The sequence below is a fragment of the Christiangramia oceanisediminis genome, from assembly GCF_022570735.2.
Lineage (GTDB): Bacteria > Bacteroidota > Bacteroidia > Flavobacteriales > Flavobacteriaceae > Christiangramia > Christiangramia oceanisediminis.
Genome location: NZ_JANCNS010000003.1, coordinates 870,420 through 886,989, shown reverse-complemented (window position 1 = coordinate 886,989; position 16,570 = coordinate 870,420). Strand labels below are relative to the sequence as shown.

At 42.0% G+C, this 16,570-nt stretch carries 16 protein-coding genes; 6 read left to right on the top strand and 10 right to left on the bottom strand.

The genetic code is table 11. The features are described from left to right. Positions 1-2 precede the first annotated feature (2 nt). The gene (locus MKO06_RS16885; protein ID WP_241552416.1) at positions 3-740 is read right to left on the bottom strand and encodes an MlaE family ABC transporter permease; all 738 of its coding nucleotides are present in this window, start codon (positions 738-740) and stop codon (positions 3-5) included. Between the two features lie 116 nt (positions 741-856). Here MKO06_RS16885 and pafA point away from each other — a divergent pair, with 116 nt between their 5' ends. After that, positions 857-2,488 carry an alkaline phosphatase PafA gene (gene pafA, locus MKO06_RS16880; protein ID WP_241552415.1) on the top strand — a complete coding sequence of 544 codons (1,632 nt, stop codon included), beginning with the start codon at positions 857-859 and terminating at the stop codon, positions 2,486-2,488. A 3-nt stretch (positions 2,489-2,491) separates the two neighbouring features. On the opposite strand, the gene MKO06_RS16875 is transcribed toward pafA, so the two are convergent. The 4 genes from MKO06_RS16875 to gcvP all read right to left on the bottom strand — a co-directional run bounded on the left by MKO06_RS16875 (position 2,492) and on the right by gcvP (position 7,936). Further along, positions 2,492-3,340, bottom strand: coding sequence for a glycosyltransferase family 2 protein (locus MKO06_RS16875; protein WP_241552414.1), 849 nt, complete (start codon positions 3,338-3,340; stop codon positions 2,492-2,494). 40 nt (positions 3,341-3,380) lie between these two features. After that, entirely contained in the window at positions 3,381-3,902 is a 522-nt protein-coding gene (locus tag MKO06_RS16870; RefSeq protein ID WP_241552413.1) for a class I SAM-dependent methyltransferase, read from the bottom strand. A 2-nt stretch (positions 3,903-3,904) separates the two neighbouring features. Next, positions 3,905-4,963 (bottom strand): 3-oxoacyl-ACP synthase III family protein, encoded by a 1,059-nt coding sequence (locus MKO06_RS16865; RefSeq protein WP_241552412.1) that lies wholly within the window; start codon positions 4,961-4,963, stop codon positions 3,905-3,907. A 123-nt stretch (positions 4,964-5,086) separates the two neighbouring features. Then, a complete protein-coding gene (gene gcvP / locus MKO06_RS16860; RefSeq protein WP_241552411.1) occupies positions 5,087-7,936 on the bottom strand; it encodes an aminomethyl-transferring glycine dehydrogenase in 2,850 nt (949 codons plus the stop codon). 136 nt (positions 7,937-8,072) lie between these two features. On the opposite strand from gcvP, the gene MKO06_RS16855 reads away from it, so the two are divergent. Beyond that, a complete protein-coding gene (locus MKO06_RS16855) occupies positions 8,073-8,912 on the top strand; it encodes a UbiA prenyltransferase family protein (RefSeq protein ID WP_241552410.1) in 840 nt (279 codons plus the stop codon). Here the strand turns inward: MKO06_RS16855 and MKO06_RS16850 are convergent. From MKO06_RS16850 to MKO06_RS16830, 5 genes are all read right to left on the bottom strand, one after another. Continuing rightward, positions 8,881-9,147 (bottom strand): hypothetical protein, encoded by a 267-nt coding sequence (locus MKO06_RS16850; RefSeq protein WP_241552409.1) that lies wholly within the window; start codon positions 9,145-9,147, stop codon positions 8,881-8,883. The two genes, MKO06_RS16855 and MKO06_RS16850, sit on opposite strands and share 32 nt — an antisense overlap. Positions 9,148-9,149: 2 nt before the next feature. Beyond that, complete coding sequence (locus tag MKO06_RS16845) at positions 9,150-9,701, bottom strand: sigma-70 family RNA polymerase sigma factor (protein WP_241552867.1); 552 nt, start codon at positions 9,699-9,701, stop codon at positions 9,150-9,152. Between the two features lie 97 nt (positions 9,702-9,798). Continuing rightward, a complete protein-coding gene (locus tag MKO06_RS16840; protein WP_241552408.1) occupies positions 9,799-11,829 on the bottom strand; it encodes a M3 family metallopeptidase in 2,031 nt (676 codons plus the stop codon). A gap of 205 nt (positions 11,830-12,034) precedes the next feature. Then, positions 12,035-12,526 carry a 5-(carboxyamino)imidazole ribonucleotide mutase gene (gene purE / locus MKO06_RS16835; RefSeq protein ID WP_241552407.1) on the bottom strand — a complete coding sequence of 164 codons (492 nt, stop codon included), beginning with the start codon at positions 12,524-12,526 and terminating at the stop codon, positions 12,035-12,037. Between the two features lie 3 nt (positions 12,527-12,529). After that, the gene (locus MKO06_RS16830; RefSeq protein WP_241552406.1) at positions 12,530-13,693 is read right to left on the bottom strand and encodes a 5-(carboxyamino)imidazole ribonucleotide synthase; all 1,164 of its coding nucleotides are present in this window, start codon (positions 13,691-13,693) and stop codon (positions 12,530-12,532) included. Positions 13,694-13,815: 122 nt separating this feature from the next. Here MKO06_RS16830 and hpt point away from each other — a divergent pair, with 122 nt between their 5' ends. Genes hpt through MKO06_RS16810 form a run of 4 tightly spaced genes read left to right on the top strand, consistent with a single transcriptional unit; the run spans position 13,816 to position 16,523 of the window. Beyond that, a complete protein-coding gene (hpt, locus tag MKO06_RS16825) occupies positions 13,816-14,346 on the top strand; it encodes a hypoxanthine phosphoribosyltransferase (protein WP_241552405.1) in 531 nt (176 codons plus the stop codon). Positions 14,347-14,349: 3 nt separating this feature from the next. Beyond that, entirely contained in the window at positions 14,350-14,928 is a 579-nt protein-coding gene (locus MKO06_RS16820; RefSeq protein WP_241552404.1) for an adenylate kinase, read from the top strand. Positions 14,929-14,934: 6 nt separating this feature from the next. Continuing rightward, complete coding sequence (gene obgE / locus MKO06_RS16815) at positions 14,935-15,942, top strand: GTPase ObgE (RefSeq protein WP_241552403.1); 1,008 nt, start codon at positions 14,935-14,937, stop codon at positions 15,940-15,942. A 59-nt stretch (positions 15,943-16,001) separates the two neighbouring features. Further along, entirely contained in the window at positions 16,002-16,523 is a 522-nt protein-coding gene (locus MKO06_RS16810) for a DUF4136 domain-containing protein (protein ID WP_241552402.1), read from the top strand. Positions 16,524-16,570 lie beyond the last annotated feature (47 nt).

Sequence of the window (16,570 nt, the reverse complement as noted above, 5' to 3'; positions counted from 1 at the left end):
ATCTAGCTTAGTAAAAGTTGGGTGACGATGTAGTTGGTTACGATTAGAACCACACTGGTCCAGACGAAGGATGTTGTTGCTGCTTCTCCTACCTCAAGAGCTCCTCCTTTCATATAATACCCGTGATAGGCAGGAACGGTGGCAAGAATAAATGCAAAAAGAATTGTTTTTATGAATGCATAGGTAAGATGAAAAGGGATAAATTCATCCTGAAGCCCTGTAATAAACTGGTCTGAAGTTACAAATCCTCCAAGTACTGCAGCCGTATAGGCACCTGTGATTCCCAGGAACATCGAAATTGCGATCACGAAAGGATAGGTGAACATCGCAATGATCTTCGGGAAAATGAGGTAATTCTTAGAATTGATCCCCATTACTTCCAGGGCGTCAATTTGTTCGGTTACTCTCATGGATCCAATACTCGAGGTGATGAAGGAACCAACCTTACCCGCCATGATAATTGAAATAAAAGTAGGTGAAAATTCCAGGATTACCGATTGCCTTGCGGCATATGCCACCAGTGATTTTGGAATCAATGGGTTGTTTAGGTTCAGTGCTGTTTGAATGGCTACTACCGCTCCAATGAAAAATGATAGGAATGCAACGATTCCCATAGACCCCATTATCAGATCATTAATTTCCTTAAGAATAAGATTCCGCAGAACAGAAGATTTGGTCATACGACCAAATACCCCTTTTAACATCAAAAAATATTCCCCAATGGAGTGCAGGTAGGTCATTTAAAGAATTTTGAAAAGCTAAAATACTAAAATTTAAATCGAAAGTATTTAACGTCTAATTAAAGTTTAGCCCAGCAAGTTTAGTATTTTTGGGACGCAATTTAAATTTTAGATTGATGATACGTTTTTTATTTCTTTTTGCTTTCCTTATTAACATTTCTTTCTCAACCGCACAGGTGTCCCAGGAAAAACCAAAACTGGTCGTAGGTATCGTGGTAGACCAGATGCGGTACGATTATCTTACTCGGTTTTGGGACCAGTTTGGAGAGGACGGATTCAAAAGATTGGTCAATGACGGCTATAATTTTAAAAATACGCATTTTGACTATGTGCCTACCTATACAGGACCTGGCCATGCCTCTGTATATACTGGAACCTCCCCGGCTTATCACGGGATAATCAGCAACAGCTGGTATGATAAATTTGGAGATGGTTTCGTTTATTGTGCCGGTGATGACTCGGTTCAATCTGTAGGGACCCAAACAAGGGCAGGGGAGATGTCTCCGCACCGAATGCTGTCTACCACTTTTGCCGATGAGAACAGGCTGTATACTCAAATGAAGGGTAAAACTATAGGAGTAGCTTTGAAAGACCGTGGCGCCATACTACCGGCAGGTCATTCAGCCAATGCTGCCTACTGGTTCAATGGAGGCCAGGAAGCCAACTGGATTACCAGTACTTATTATATGGATGAACTACCGGCATGGGTAAAGGAATTCAATGATTCCGATAAAGCAGAGTCCTATCTGAAAACATGGAATACTTTAAAGCCTATAGAATCATATATTGCGAGTGGTACAGATCGCAATGACTTTGAAAGAGGTTTTACCGGGAAGGATGATGCGAGCTTTCCATATGACCTTAAAAAATTAGCAGCAGAAAACGGAGGATATGAACTTATCAAAGCGACTCCGTATGGAAATGATCTTACTGCCGAATTTGCCAAAGCAGCCATCAAAGGGGAGCAACTGGGCAAGGACGAAATCACCGATGTGCTAACGCTTAGTTTCTCGAGTACCGATTATGTTGGTCATAATTTTGGGGTGAATTCAAAAGAAGTACAGGACACTTACTTAAGACTGGACCTTGCTCTTGCCGATTTTTTGAAATATCTCGATGCCGAAGTTGGTGAAGGCGAATATACCGTATTTCTTACTGCCGATCACGGTGGAGTGGACGTGCCAGCTTATTTGAATTCTAAAAAGATTCCAGCGGGTTATTTTGATGAAGCCGGTTTTCAGAAGAATATCTCAGAATTTGTAGCGAAAGAATTCGGGTCTGAAGACCTGATCTCGAATATTTCAAATTCCCAGGTTTTCCTGAATTATGAGATGATCGCAGAAAAAGACCTTGAAATGGATGATATTCAGGAGAGGCTTTCTCACTGGTTGCTAAAACAGGAAAATATATCAAGGGTTTTCACTCGTGATAATCTGCAAGGTGGCTCTTTTGAGAAAGGGATCGGTAGTCTAATCGAGAATGGATATCATCAAAAAAGGAGTGGTGATGTGGTGTTTGTGATGGATCCGGGCTATATTATTTATCCTGAAACAGGTTCTACCCACGGAAGTGGTTTTGCCTATGATACTCATTCCCCATTGATCTTCTTCGGAAAAGGGATCAAAAAAGGGAGTACTTTCGAGCCGGCCTATATCACCGATATTGCGCCAACCATGTCAGCTTTACTGGGAATCGCGTTTCCTAATGCTGCCACCGGGAAACCGCTATACCAGATGCTTGACAAATGAGAATTAAACGAATTTCTTTTTGATATTCTGCCAGCGCAGATTTCGAATAAAACGGCCTTCTTCTTCTGAAACTAGAAAAGGTCGTTTTTTATTTCTAGCATTCCAGTAACCCGAAATATAATGTAGAAAGGCAAAAGGGTTCATTTTCATCGATGCGAGCTTCGCCGAAGCGATCAGGGCGAGTAAGGTACCATACCGAAGCCTGTAGAATGCTTCGCCCTGTTTTCTTCCGGAATGTTCAAAATAGTTCATCCCGGTAGGTCTTAAGTGCTTTACAAACAGGTTTTCATCGGTGACTACTTTCCAGCCATGAAAACGGGCCAGTAGTTCGTCTGCGGTGTCCCAGCCCATTGCCGGCTTTAGTTCGCCAATCTGGATAAAGCAATGCTTTCGATAAGCTTTTAATGCTCCTCGTATATGGTCCTTGCCTGTAAGGTTTTCTGGTACCCATTTTTTGCCTCTTTCAATACTGCAAAAACCGCCAACCATTCCCGCCTGGTTATTCATTCGGAAATGTGCTGCTATCTCTTCAAGGTAATTTTCAGGAAAAACTAGGTCGGCATCAAACTTACAGATGATGTCAAAATCATCATCCAGCGTATAGAAGCCTTTATAGAAAGCGTTGATCACCTTGCTTCCAGGGGCATGTTCGGTGGTAGATTCATTTTTAACCACGCTGATGAACGAATGTTTTTCAGCATATTCCCTTGCAATCGAAAAGGTGTCATCGGTAGAATTGTCGTCTACTATTACAAGACGTTCTGGTAAAAGTGTCTGGTTTACGAGTGAATCAAGGGTCTGGCCTATAAAGGAGGCTTCGTTATGTGCGGGTATGACGATGTAGATCTTCAAAAATGTAGGATTTTCTGAAGGCTAAGATACTATTTAAGGATTAGCTTCTTTCAGCGTAGACGGCATAATAACGAGGGGTGAATTTCCGAAGGGCGGGCCTGATCCCGATCTTGTTTACCGGGTTCGTCCATTTTAGCCGCTTTTGAATGTTCCAGCCGCTTTTTTCCAGTAACCAGTCGAACTGCCAGTCTTCAAATTCGTGGTAGTGACGGTCCCATTTATCGGTTTTGCTGCGATAGGCAGGAGAGAACCATAATTTAAGCGGAACGCTGGCAACCAGCTTATCGCTCTTGATTTCTTTCAAAATATTATAGGGAGCAAGCAGGTGCTCAAAGATCTCGAAGGCGGTCACCACATCATACTCATTCTGTAGTACTGATGTATAGTCATCATCAAGGTCTTCACCCTTTGTGTTGATCACTGTGTAACCGTTCTCTTCCATTATTTTGGAAAAGGGATTCTTCACTCCAAGATCCAAAATCCTTGAAGGTGGAGTGACCGATTCTTTTAAAAATTCTAAGGTTTTCTGGTATCGCTTTTCAGGATAGCTGTTTTCGTACATTCCTAGACTTGATAAGTGATGGCATTGATGTTCATCCCTGCTCCAACACTAGCAAACATAACAATATCTCCTTTCTTTAACTCCTGGTCTGCTATCTCTCCTCTAAGGACAAGGTCAAATAGGGTAGGGACGGTTGCTACACTGCTATTACCCAATTCATGAATGGTCATAGGCATCACCTTTTCCGGCGGAGTTGTTTTGTATAATTTATAGAAACGATTGATGATCGCCTCATCCATTTTTTCATTAGCCTGGTGGATAAAGATCTTTTTCAGGTCATTGATGGAATGCCCGCTATTGTCAAGGCATTCTTTCATGGCCTTCGGTACGTTCACCAAAGCGAATTCATAGATCTTACGTCCGTGCATCTTAATATATTTGATGTCTTCCGGGGCAGAAGCATGATTGGATTTTCCGAAGTAAATATATTCCGCCTCCTGAAATGAGAATGTTGCAGATTCATGAGCAAGGATGCCGCTTTCATCATCTCCTGCTTCCAGGATCGCAGCACCGGCACCATCTGAAAAGATCATGGAATCACGGTCATGTTTATCAACTACCCTTGACAGTGCTTCTGCACCAATTACAAGGCATCTTTTTGCCATTCCGGCTTTGATGAAGGCCTGTGCCTGTATCATTCCTTCGATCCATCCCGGACATCCGAAGAGGACATCGTAGGCTACACATTTTGGATTTTTTATTCTTAAATGAGATTTTACCCTGGTTGCCAGACTGGGTACGGTATCGCTTTGCACCGAACCGGCGGGCACATCCCCATAATTATGGGCAATGATAATGTAATCAAGACTTTCCGGGTCTATGTTGGCGCTTTCGATGGCCTTTTGGGCAGCGATTACTGCGATGTCCGAAGTGTTGAGGTTGTTATCCAGATACCTTCTTTCTTCTATTCCGGTGATAGCTTTGAATTTTCTAATGGTGGTCTCGTTATCGTATGGAAAATTCGAGCCATCCAGGTTATAAAATTCGTGCTTGTCAAAATCGGCATTCCTAGTTATGACATTCGGGATATAACTACCGGTTCCGGTTATCTTACAATTCATTGAGCACAGCTTTGGGTTAAACACACAATTTAAATAATTAGTCTTAAAAATTACTTAAACTGTCAAATTTTTTAAACAAAAAAAGCCTGTTGATTAACAGGCTCTTTTCAAGTTAATATTGGGTTAGGCTTCTGCGTATTCTTCTGTTGGAGGGCAGGTGCACATTAGGTTTCGGTCACCAAATGCCTCATCTACTCGCCTAACGCTTGGCCAGAATTTATTGTCGTGAAGGTGATCAAGCGGATATGCCGCTTTTTCCCTTGAATATGGTAAAATCCATTCGTCTGAAGTTAGCATGTGAATCGTATGCGGTGCATTTTTAAGCACGTTGTTCGAATCCTCTGCAGAAACTTCTTCGATTTCTTTCCTGATGGAAATCAATGCATCACAAAAACGATCAAGTTCAGCTTTGCTTTCACTTTCAGTTGGCTCGATCATCATGGTTCCTGCAACCGGGAAAGATACCGTTGGTGCGTGGAAACCATAGTCGATAAGCCTCTTAGCGATATCAACAACTTCGATTCCCTTTTCTTTAAAAGGTCGGCAGTCTATGATCATCTCATGTGCTGCTCTTCCTCTCTCTCCGGAATAAAGTGTCTTATAGTGACCGTTAAGTCTTTCTTTGATATAGTTCGCGTTAAGGATTGCATATTCTGTAGCTTTCTGAAGTCCGCCAGTACCAAGCATCTTGATGTATCCATAAGAAATCAGGCAAACAAGGGCAGAACCCCATGGTGCAGATGAAATCGCTCCGATAGCCTGATCGCCTCCGGTTTTGATCACTGGGTTCCCTGGCAGGAATGGCTTTAATTGTTCAGCCACACAAATTGGACCTACACCAGGACCTCCACCACCGTGAGGGATCGCAAAGGTTTTATGCAGGTTCAGGTGGCACACATCAGCTCCAATTCTTCCTGGATTTGTTAGTCCTACCTGGGCATTCATGTTGGCGCCATCCATATATACCTGTCCGCCATTCTCGTGGATAATATTGGTGATCTCGCGGATAGCCGATTCAAATACTCCGTGAGTAGATGGATAAGTGACCATCAAAGCGGCAAGATTATCCTTGTGTTTTAGCGCCTTCTCTCGAAGATCGTCTACATCAATGTTTCCGTTTTCTGAAGCCTTGGTAACCACCACCTTCATTCCAGCCATAACGGCAGAAGCAGGGTTGGTTCCATGAGCAGAAGAAGGGATCAAACATACATTCCTGTGACCCTCACCGTTTGCTTCGTGGTAAGCTCTAATTACCATCAATCCGGCATATTCTCCCTGAGCTCCTGAATTTGGCTGAAGAGAAGTAGCGGCAAAACCGGTAATTTCGGTTAACTGATGTTCGAGCTCTTTTAGTACCGTTTGATAACCTTCGGCCTGTTCTACAGGTACAAATGGGTGTAAATTGCCCCATTGTGGGTTACTTAGTGGTAACATTTCTGATGCTGCATTCAGCTTCATGGTGCAGGATCCAAGAGAGATCATGGAATGATTCAACGAAAGATCCTTGCGTTCCAGTTTCTTGATATAACGCATCAATTCGGTTTCCGAATGATACAGGTTGAAAACCTCGTGGGTTAAGAAATCGGTCTTTCTTTCCAGGCTTGTCGGGATCGCGGTTCTTTCCGGAAGTTCGCTCACCTCGATTTGATCTTTTGAAGCCAGTTCAGCAAAAACAGCGATGATCGCGTTCAAATCGTCAAGCGTGGTAGTTTCATTGATAGAGATACAGGCGCTTTCAGCATCCGGATAATAGAAGTTGATCTCGTTGCGCTCGGCGATTTCCTTGAGTTTAGCCGCATCAGCTTTCACGTGAAGCGTATCGAAATAAGCTGAGTTCAACTGCTCGAAGCCAAGTTTTTTCAGACTGTCCTCTAGCGCTACTGTAGTAGAATGTACCGTATTGGCAATATATTTAAGGCCTTCAGGTCCGTGATACACCGCGTACATACCTGCCATAACAGCAAGCAGTACCTGTGCAGTACAAATATTTGAAGTCGCCTTATCTCTTTTTATATGTTGTTCCCTGGTTTGAAGCGCCATTCTTAGGGCGTTGTTTCCGTCAAGATCTTTGGTAAGACCAATGATCCTTCCTGGCAGGTTACGCTTATATTCTTCCTTGGTTGCGAAGAAAGCAGCGTGTGGACCACCATATCCAAGTGGGATCCCAAACCTTTGGGTAGTTCCAACAACCGCGTCTACACCCAGTTCTCCCGGAGCTTGTAGTTTGACAAGACTAAGAATATCGGCTGCAAAGGCAGTTTTGATGCCTACATTATGGCAATTCTCGATGAATTCGGAATAGTCAAAAACCTGACCGAATTTTCCTGGATACTGAACCAGTACGCCAAAATAGTCTTCAGAAAAATCAAATTTTTCGTGATCACCAACCACAAGGTCAATCCCAAGGAAATTAGCCCTGGTTTCCATCAAGGAAATGGTTTGCGGAAGGGTTTGCTGAGAAACAAAGAATTTATTTACATCATTCTTCTTTTGCTTTCTGTCGCGAACTGCATGCAACAAAGCCATGGCCTCGGCTGCGGCAGTCGATTCGTCTAAAAGCGATGCATTTGCAATTTCCATTTTGGTAAGATCGCTTACCATGGTCTGGAAATTCAACAAAGCTTCCAGTCTTCCCTGGGCAATTTCTGCCTGGTATGGAGTATAAGCCGTATACCATCCCGGGTTCTCCAGTACATTTCTCTGGATCACTGCCGGAAGAATGGCCTGGTGATATCCCAATCCAATATAAGTCTTAAAAACCTTGTTCTTTTCTGAAAGCTTTTTGATATGCTCGGCATACTGATTTTCACTCATCGCCTTCGGAAGATTCAGAGGATTGTTCAAACGAATATCATCTGGGATCGTTTCGTAGATCAGTTGCTCAATAGACTCAACGCCAATAGTATCCAACATTTCCTGAAGGTTTTCAGCCTTTGGACCTATATGACGCAATGCGAAAGAATCTGTTCTCATCAATATAAATTAGTTGTGTTTTTCGTGCTGCGAAAATACATAAAATCAAATGAATTTTTCATAGTTTGTTAGCGTACAGTTGTTAAGATTTTAAGCGGGCTTTTTAGTGCCCGATTTTATCGCTTATTTTAGCTTTATGAACTACCTAAGGAATGCCTTTGAACTATATATAAATAGTAGCATTCATGTTTCTCTTGCCGTGATCGCCTTTACGATCATCACTTTTTTGAATTTTGATATCCCGATCGATGCAGACCTTTGTTTGTTCATCTTTTTTGCTTCCATCACAGGTTATAATTTTGTCAAATATGCCGGTATCGCGAAATTACATCACTCAAGCCTGGCCGGAAATCTGCGGATTATACAGATATTTTCTTTTCTGTGCTTTATTGCACTGGCGTATTATTGCTTTCAACAAAAAGCAGAAGTGATCATCGCTTCAGGTATCCTGGGCTTATTTACCCTTCTTTATGCCGTTCCCTTTTTGGGTCCAAACAAAAACCTACGGAGTTTATCTGGCTTAAAAATTTTTGTAATTGCAGTTGTCTGGGCAGGGACTACCGTTCTGTTACCATTGATCAATGAAGGGAAAGTTTTTGACCTGGAAATTATAATTGATTTCTTACAACGATTGGTATTCGTGATTGTGCTAACGCTGCCATTTGAGATTCGGGACCTGAAATATGATTCAGGTAGCCTGGAGACCATTCCTCAAAGACTGGGGATACGCTCTACCAAGATATTTGGAAGTATTTTGATCCTTCTGATAATTGGTGTTGAAATTTTCCAAAACTCCTTTCAGCAGCAGGATTTTATGGCCATGTTTATATGCCTTCTTTTAAGTGGATGGTTCTTATGGAGATCTAAAATAAATCAGGGGAAATATGATGCCTCATTCTGGGTAGAATCACTGCCTGTTTTATACCTGGGAATTTATTTGATTCTCAGGCATTATCCTTTACATATTCCTTTTTAATGGTTTCTTTCCATTGCTTTTTTTGAGCTTCCGGGCAGGGCTCTATTTTTGATCTTTCGATAGTTTGAGTGAGCTTGGTGTTTTTCGAGGCCAGGTTTCTGCAGGTTTGGCAGAATAATAGATGTAGGCGAAGTTTGAATTTTTCCAGGGAGTTAGCTTCTTTGTACTGAGCTTTATTGCAGCATTCAGCCGCTTTTGAGCAATCAACAAAGAAAAGCTTATTTAGTTTACTCATAATTAGAACCAATTTTTTTCCAGACAGGCAGCCAGGGCAGTTCTGGCCCGGTGAATGATTACCCAAAGGTTAGACGGCGTGATATTGAATTCATTACAAATTGCTTCGGTATCTGCACCATCAATTGTTTTTCTTTTAAAGATCGCGGCATGCTTTTCATTGATCGAATCCAGGCATTCCAGGATCGCGAGTCCTAACTCGTTATTCTCCATTTCATCTTCAGCCGTGCGATCAAATTGGTCTGCGACCTGTTCTTCCAGCCATTCACCACTATTTTCGTCGTCGGAATAATCGATCTTGACTTCGGCCTTGCCTTTTCTGGAATTGATCTTTCGATAGTAATCTATGATTTTTCTTTTTAATATCGAAATTAGCCAGGTACGTTCTGTGGCTTCTCCTTTAAAATATTTGGCCGATTTAAGCGCGGCAAGGAAGGTTTCTGAAATGAGGTCATTAGCCACCTCCCGGTCGTTCACCCGAACGATCGTATAATTGTACAGGTAATCTGAATACCTGTCAACCCATTTATTCGGATTCAATTTTTTAGATGGCATTGCCGTTGTGTCAAGGGTTCTACTCAAAAATAGCAAAAGTAAGCCTAGCAAAAGTTATAGAAAAGATAAGATTTGCTGATGCGCACTTCGATTAAACCTATTTGGAGATAAGCCCGGCCCTTCTCAACAGGGCATCAGGTTTTGGTTCTTTTCCACGGAATCTTTTATAGAGTTCCATAGGATGTTCGGTTCCTCCTCTTGATAGAATGTTTTCCCTGAATTTATCAGCGATATCCTTGCTGAAGATTCCATGTTCGGTAAAATATTCGAAGGTGTCGGCATCCAGGACTTCAGCCCACTTATAGGAATAATATCCGGCCGAATAGCCACCCTGGAAAATATGAGAAAATGCGGTACTCATACAGTTAGAAGGGACATCAGGATATAATTTGGTAGGATCAAAGGCGTTTAATTCATGTTTCTTGACGTCGGTGATCTCTGTAGGATCACCGGCGTGCCAGCTCAAATCTAGCATTCCGAAGCTAAGTTGCCTTAGGGTGGCAATTCCTTCCAGGAAGTTCGCCGATTCCTTGATCTTATCTATATATTCCTGTGGAATGTTTTCTCCGGTCTTGTAATGTTTTGCGAATAATTGAAGGGCTTCCTTCTCGTAGCACCAATTTTCCAGCACCTGGCTTGGCAACTCTACAAAATCCCAGTATACATTGGCCCCGGAAAGGCTGGGGTAAGTGGTGTTTGCAAGCATTCCGTGTAGCGCATGCCCAAATTCGTGAAATAGGGTAGTCACTTCATTAAAGGTAAGCAATGAAGGTTCTTTAGCGCCTGGCTTCGTGAAATTACACACGATGGAAATATGAGGTCTTTCATTCTGATCGTTCTGCACGTATTGCTGTTTGTAGATCGTCATCCAGGCGCCGTCTCTTTTTCCGGGTCTTGGATGGAAATCGGCATAGAATAAGGCAATTTTCTCTCCGGCTACACCGGTTACCTGGTAAGTCTTAACATCGGGATGATATTTGTCTACGTTATTCACTTCTTCGAAATGCAGACCGTAAAGCTTTTCAGCAATAGTAAATACTCCTGAAATCACATTCTTTAATTCGAAATACGGTTTCAGTTTTTCATCGTCCAGGTCAAAAAGTTTCTGCTTCAGCTTTTCACCATAATAGGCTGAATCCCATTTTTCAAGATGATCAATCCCGTCAAGCTCCTTTGCGAAGTTTTCCAGTTCTTTGAATTCTCTTTCAGCTGCAGGTTTAGCCTTCTCCAGCATTTCATTTAAAAAGGAGTCCACTTTTTCAGGGGTTTCGGCCATGCGTTCTTCCAGGACGAAATGCGCATGAGAGTCAAAGCCAAGTAATTTTGCGCGCTGGTATCTCAATTTTACAATTTTAAGGACGTTCTCCTGGTTATCCAGTTCATCATTATGAAAGCCCCTTGATCCAAAAGCCAGTGAAAGTTCCTTGCGTAACTCCCTGTCTTTTGCATATTTCATAAAAGGAATATAGCTGGGATAGTCCAGGGTGAAGATCCAGCCTTCCTTTTCTTTTTCTTTGGCCAATGCTGCTGCTTCCTCTTTGAAGGAATCAGGCAAACCATCCAGCCTGGACTCATCGGTCACCAGCAATTCATACCGGTTGGTTTCAGCAAGGACGTTCTCGCCGAATTTCAGTTTTAATTTAGACAGTTCCTTATCGATCTCCCTGAGCTCTCCCTGCTTGTCTTCTGGTAAATTCGCACCGTTACGGGTGAACAGTTTGTATTTTTTATCCAGTAAAGTGGTTTGCTCTTTATTCAGGTCTAATTCAGCTTTGGTCTCATAGACAGCTTTGATCCTTTCGAAAAGTCCTTTATTCAGGATCACGTCATTTTTGAATTCGGAAAGCACTGGCGACACTTCCTGGGCGATCTTTTGGATGGTTTCGTTGGTTTCAGCCGAATTGATATTGAAAAAAATACTGGTTACCCGGTCCAGTTTTTGACCTGAGAATTCCAGAGCTTCTATGGTATTCTCGAAAGTTGGTGTATCACTGGAATCAACTATTTTGTTTATTTCTTCTTTCGCAAGCTCCACGGCTTTTAGAATGGCCGGTTTATAGTCGTTGGTTTTGATCTTCGAAAAGGGAGCGTATTCAAATTCTGTTAGCAAAATGTTGTTAGATTCCATAAATTTTTTTGAATTGACGTTATTGATAACTTTTTTAGCTCTAAAGCTATATTTTAAGTTATTTTAACTATTTTAGAACTTTGAAGCGATATGCATTAACATAATAATAACTTAGTAGTTTACAAGTTTCTGGTTTATATTTAGAATGGTTAATAAATAATAATGCAGATTAAAACTACTTGAAAGGCCGCAATCGCGGCCTTTCTTATTTTATTTTTTTGATCGATTTTGCACCTTCGATCACTTTTTCCTTTAAGCCTTCCTTGTACATCAAAATTTTATCCAGTACACATTTATCTGAAGAACCTATGATCTGGGCCGCGAGGATCCCTGCATTCTTTGCTCCATCCAGAGCTACCGTTGCTACTGGAACACCGCCTGGCATTTGAAGTATGGAAAGTACAGAATCCCAGCCGTCTATAGAATTCCTGGATTTTACCGGAACTCCAATCACGGGCAAGGGAGACATGGAGGCCACCATCCCTGGGAGATGTGCAGCTCCGCCAGCTCCGGCTATGATAACCTGAATACCTTTTTCATGAGCCGATTTACTGAATTCGAAAAGTTTCTCAGGTGTGCGATGTGCAGAAACGATATCTACTTCTACCTGTATATCGAATCCTTCCAAGATGTCGATGGCTTCCTGCATGACCGGCATGTCGCTGGTACTGCCCATGATTACTGCTACTTTTCCCATTTTCTAATCTTTATCGCTTATTACTTTGATACTGTTCTTTACTTTTTCAGCTATTTTTCTGGCTTCAGCAAGATCTTTGTTTACGATGGTCACATGTCCCATCTTTCTGAATGGGCGTGTGATCTTTTTACCATAGATATGTGGGGTTACACCTTCCATCTTCATGATCTTTTCTATATTTTCATAAACCACATTTCCTTCATGACCTTCAGCTCCTACCAAATTTACCATAATTCCACCTACTTTACTGTCGGTACTTCCTAAAGGTAAATCGAGTATCGCCCGAATATGTTGCTCAAATTGATTGGTGTAAGAAGCTTCAATGCTGTAATGCCCACTATTGTGAGGCCTTGGTGCCACTTCGTTCACGAGTATCTCATCTGCTTCGGTCTGGAACATTTCAACGGCCAGAAGTCCTACATGCTCGAAAGCTTTTGAAACCTGTTCGGCTGTTTTCCTGGCTTTTTCAGCAACCTTATCATCAATCCTGGCGGGGCATATCACGTATTCCACCTGGTTGGCAGTGGGATGAAATTCCATCTCCACAACAGGATAGGTGATCATTTCGCCAGATGGGTTTCTTGCTACGATAACTGCAAGTTCATTTTTAAACGGAATAAGGTTTTCAGCTATACACTCGCCACTTGATAATTTTTCAAGATCTTCTTTCTTTCTAATTACCGAAACACCTTTTCCGTCATATCCTCCGGTGGCACTTTTCCAGACAAATGGAAGCTCAATTTTTCCCTTCGCTACACTTTCCTTAAGGAAGGCCAATGAATCAAACACTTCAAAAGGCGCAGTAGAAATATTTTTTTCCTTATAGAATTTCTTCTGGGTTGCCTTATTCTGAATCTTTTCCAGGGTTGTAGCGGAAGGATAGGTTTTTATTCCTTCAGACTCCAGTTTTTTCAGGGCATCAACATTTACTCCTTCAATTTCAAAGGTTACCACATCTGCCTTTCTTCCGAAGTTCAGGACAGTGTCATAATCCATAAGGTCCCCCTTTTCGAAATAATTGCAGGCGATCTTACAGGGTGCTTCAGCGCTGGGATCTAAAACATGCGTATGGATATCATATTTCCGTGTCTCATATAACATCATTTTCCCAAGCTGCCCGCCACCGAGAATACCAAGTTTAAAGTCTGAAGAAAAATAATTTACCATAGATTAAAGAGGATTTCCGCAAAAATAACCTATTCGGAATTTCTGCCATAGATATTAGGAAGGAAATCTCACCCGTGGGCTTATTGAGATTCCTTATCTTTGCCACTTAAAATCTCAGAACTTTGATTAAACTACACGATCTTGAATTCGAACCCTATATTTCTGAAGAAGAAATAACACAGGTTATCGATAGAATTTCAGACGAAGTAAACCGTGATTTTGGTGATAAAACACCTGTTTTTATAGGGGTCCTGAATGGATCGTTCATGTTCGCATCTGAGGTTGTAAAAAGATTCCAGGGTGATTGTGAGATCAGTTTCGTGAAATTGGGATCGTATAAAGGCACCGAAAGTACCGGGGAGGTGAAGACCTTGCTGGGACTTAATCAGGACCTAAAGGATAGAACCGTTGTATTGCTTGAGGATATTGTTGATACTGGTAATACGCTTGTGGAATTGGATCAAATTCTGAAGCAATCTGGCGTTAAGGAATACAAGGTGGTTAGCCTTTTCTTTAAACCTGAGGCTTATAAAAAATCTGTCCCTGTGGATTATATCGGGATGGAAATACCTAATAAATTTATTGTTGGTTACGGACTGGACTATGATGGTCTGGGACGAAATCTCACTCAAGTATACAAACGCAAAGAATAAAAAATGACAAATATAGTTTTGTTCGGACCTCCGGGTGCGGGAAAAGGAACCCAGGCGACCATTCTTAAAGACAAGTATGACCTCATCCATATTTCTACGGGAGATGTTTTCAGGTATAATATCAAGAATCAAACTGAACTTGGTCTAAGCGCCAAGTCCTATATGGACAAGGGCCAGTTGGTGCCAGATGAGGTTACGATCAATATGTTACAGGCTGAAGTTGAGAAGAACCAGGATGCCAATGGCTTTATTTTTGACGGGTTTCCCCGAACAGAAGCACAGGCCGATGCCCTTGATACTTTTTTAGAAGCTAAGGGAACCAAGGTGCATGCAATGATCGCACTGGAAGTTGAAGATGATATTTTGGTAGAGCGTTTGCTGGAACGAGGAAAAACGTCCGGACGTGCAGATGATGCTGATGAGGAAGTGATCAGAAACCGTATCAAGGTATACTATGATGAAACTGCCATTCTAAAGAATTATTACCAAAAGAAGAACAGATATTTCGGCGTAAATGGTGTTGGAAGTATCGAAGAGATCACCGAGCGATTGAGTATGGTGATCGACCAATTAATGAAATAAGAAAGAATGACTGAAGGGAATTTTGTTGACTACGTTAAGATTCATGTTTTCTCCGGAAAAGGAGGGAAGGGCTCTGCTCATCTTCACCGTGAGAAATATATAGCTAAAGGAGGGCCTGATGGAGGAGACGGAGGTCGTGGGGGACATGTGATCATCAAGGGAAACAAAAATCTCTGGACCCTCTTTCACCTGAAATTCAAGCGTCATGTGAAAGCTGAACATGGAGGTGATGGTGGAAAACAACGAAGCACCGGGGCAGATGGATCTGATGAATACATCGATGTACCACTGGGTACTGTGATCAGGGATTCAGAAACCAATGAGATCATCAAGGAGATCACTGAAGATGGGCAGGAATTTATAATAGCCGAAGGTGGTATGGGTGGCCGTGGAAACTGGCATTTCAAAAGTTCCACTAATCAAACTCCAAGGTATGCACAACCTGGAATTGAAGGTCAGCAAAAGGATATCACCCTTGAACTGAAGGTTCTTGCTGATGTTGGATTGGTTGGTTTCCCTAATGCCGGGAAATCTACTTTACTTTCGGTAATTACTGCTGCCAAGCCTAAGATCGCCGACTATGAGTTCACAACTCTAAAACCCAACCTTGGAATTGTAAAATATCGTGATTATAAAACATTTGTGATCGCCGATATTCCGGGGATCATTGAAGGTGCAGCTGAAGGCAAGGGGCTGGGTCACCGCTTCCTGAGACATATAGAACGTAATTCAACGCTTTTGTTCCTTATCCCTGCCGATGCTCCCGATATTAAGGAACAATACGAGATCTTACTGGATGAGCTCAGGCGCTATAACCCGGAGTTAATGGATAAAGACAGGCTAATCGCAATCTCTAAAAGTGATCTTCTGGATGCCGAATTGAAGGAAGAGCTGGCTAGCGAGCTGGATCAGGAATTGAAATTGCCTTATATTTTTATCTCTTCTGTAGCCCAAACTGGCCTTACCGATCTTAAGGATAAATTATGGGAAATGCTGAATAAGCAACCTGTTTAAATCCTGTTAAAGCTTTAGGGTCTGGAATCGTTTTTGCTTAATTTAAGTAAAAACTGATCATGAAAATAGTATCCAGAAGCCTTTTGCTTCTATTCTTCGTGGCCTGTAATTCGCCACAGGCCGTTTACGATTATGACGAGAGCGTCAATTTTTCGAACTACTCACAATATGCTTTATTTCCTGATTTCCGTACCGGATTAAGTCAGCTTGACGAAACCAGATTGGTCGAAAGCCTGAATGAACAAATGCGGGAAAAGGGATTCTCTAAATCGAATGATCCCGGGATCTATGTGAATGTATATTCCCAGGAGTTCCAGAGGGATAATCGAAGCCGAGTTGGACTTGGAGTTGGAGGCGGTGGAGGTAATGTAGGAGTAGGTGTTTCCGGTGGAATTCCAATTGGTTCAATGGATACCTATTTAAATCTAACTTTCGATTTTATTGATGTAGAAAAAGATGTGCTGGTATGGAAGGCCGAAGTAGAAAGCCCTTTCAATCCAAAGGCTGAGCCGCAGCAACGCAGAGAACAATTTGATAAGATCGTTGAAAAGGCTCTTTCCGGATATCCTCCTAAAAAGTAATACAGAGCTGTATAGAATTAAAAAAGCCCCATGCGTCGCATGGGGCT

Excerpts from the sequence above, each read along its gene's own strand:
- gcvP (WP_241552411.1), bottom strand. The coding sequence starts at position 7,936 with ATGAGAACAGATTCTTTCGCATTGCGTCATATAGGTCCAAAGGCTGAA.
- MKO06_RS16855 (WP_241552410.1), top strand. The coding sequence starts at position 8,073 with ATGAACTACCTAAGGAATGCCTTTGAACTATATATAAATAGTAGCATT.
- MKO06_RS16865 (WP_241552412.1), bottom strand. The coding sequence starts at position 4,963 with ATGAATTGTAAGATAACCGGAACCGGTAGTTATATCCCGAATGTCATA.
- purE (WP_241552407.1), bottom strand. The coding sequence starts at position 12,526 with ATGGGAAAAGTAGCAGTAATCATGGGCAGTACCAGCGACATGCCGGTC.
- MKO06_RS16830 (WP_241552406.1), bottom strand. The coding sequence starts at position 13,693 with ATGGTAAATTATTTTTCTTCAGACTTTAAACTTGGTATTCTCGGTGGC.
- MKO06_RS16850 (WP_241552409.1), bottom strand. The coding sequence starts at position 9,147 with ATGAGTAAACTAAATAAGCTTTTCTTTGTTGATTGCTCAAAAGCGGCT.
- MKO06_RS16870 (WP_241552413.1), bottom strand. The coding sequence starts at position 3,902 with ATGTACGAAAACAGCTATCCTGAAAAGCGATACCAGAAAACCTTAGAA.
- obgE (WP_241552403.1), top strand. The coding sequence starts at position 14,935 with ATGACTGAAGGGAATTTTGTTGACTACGTTAAGATTCATGTTTTCTCC.
- MKO06_RS16810 (WP_241552402.1), top strand. The coding sequence starts at position 16,002 with ATGAAAATAGTATCCAGAAGCCTTTTGCTTCTATTCTTCGTGGCCTGT.
- MKO06_RS16885 (WP_241552416.1), bottom strand. The coding sequence starts at position 740 with ATGACCTACCTGCACTCCATTGGGGAATATTTTTTGATGTTAAAAGGG.
- pafA (WP_241552415.1), top strand. The coding sequence starts at position 857 with ATGATACGTTTTTTATTTCTTTTTGCTTTCCTTATTAACATTTCTTTC.
- MKO06_RS16820 (WP_241552404.1), top strand. The coding sequence starts at position 14,350 with ATGACAAATATAGTTTTGTTCGGACCTCCGGGTGCGGGAAAAGGAACC.
- MKO06_RS16845 (WP_241552867.1), bottom strand. The coding sequence starts at position 9,701 with ATGCCATCTAAAAAATTGAATCCGAATAAATGGGTTGACAGGTATTCA.
- MKO06_RS16840 (WP_241552408.1), bottom strand. The coding sequence starts at position 11,829 with ATGGAATCTAACAACATTTTGCTAACAGAATTTGAATACGCTCCCTTT.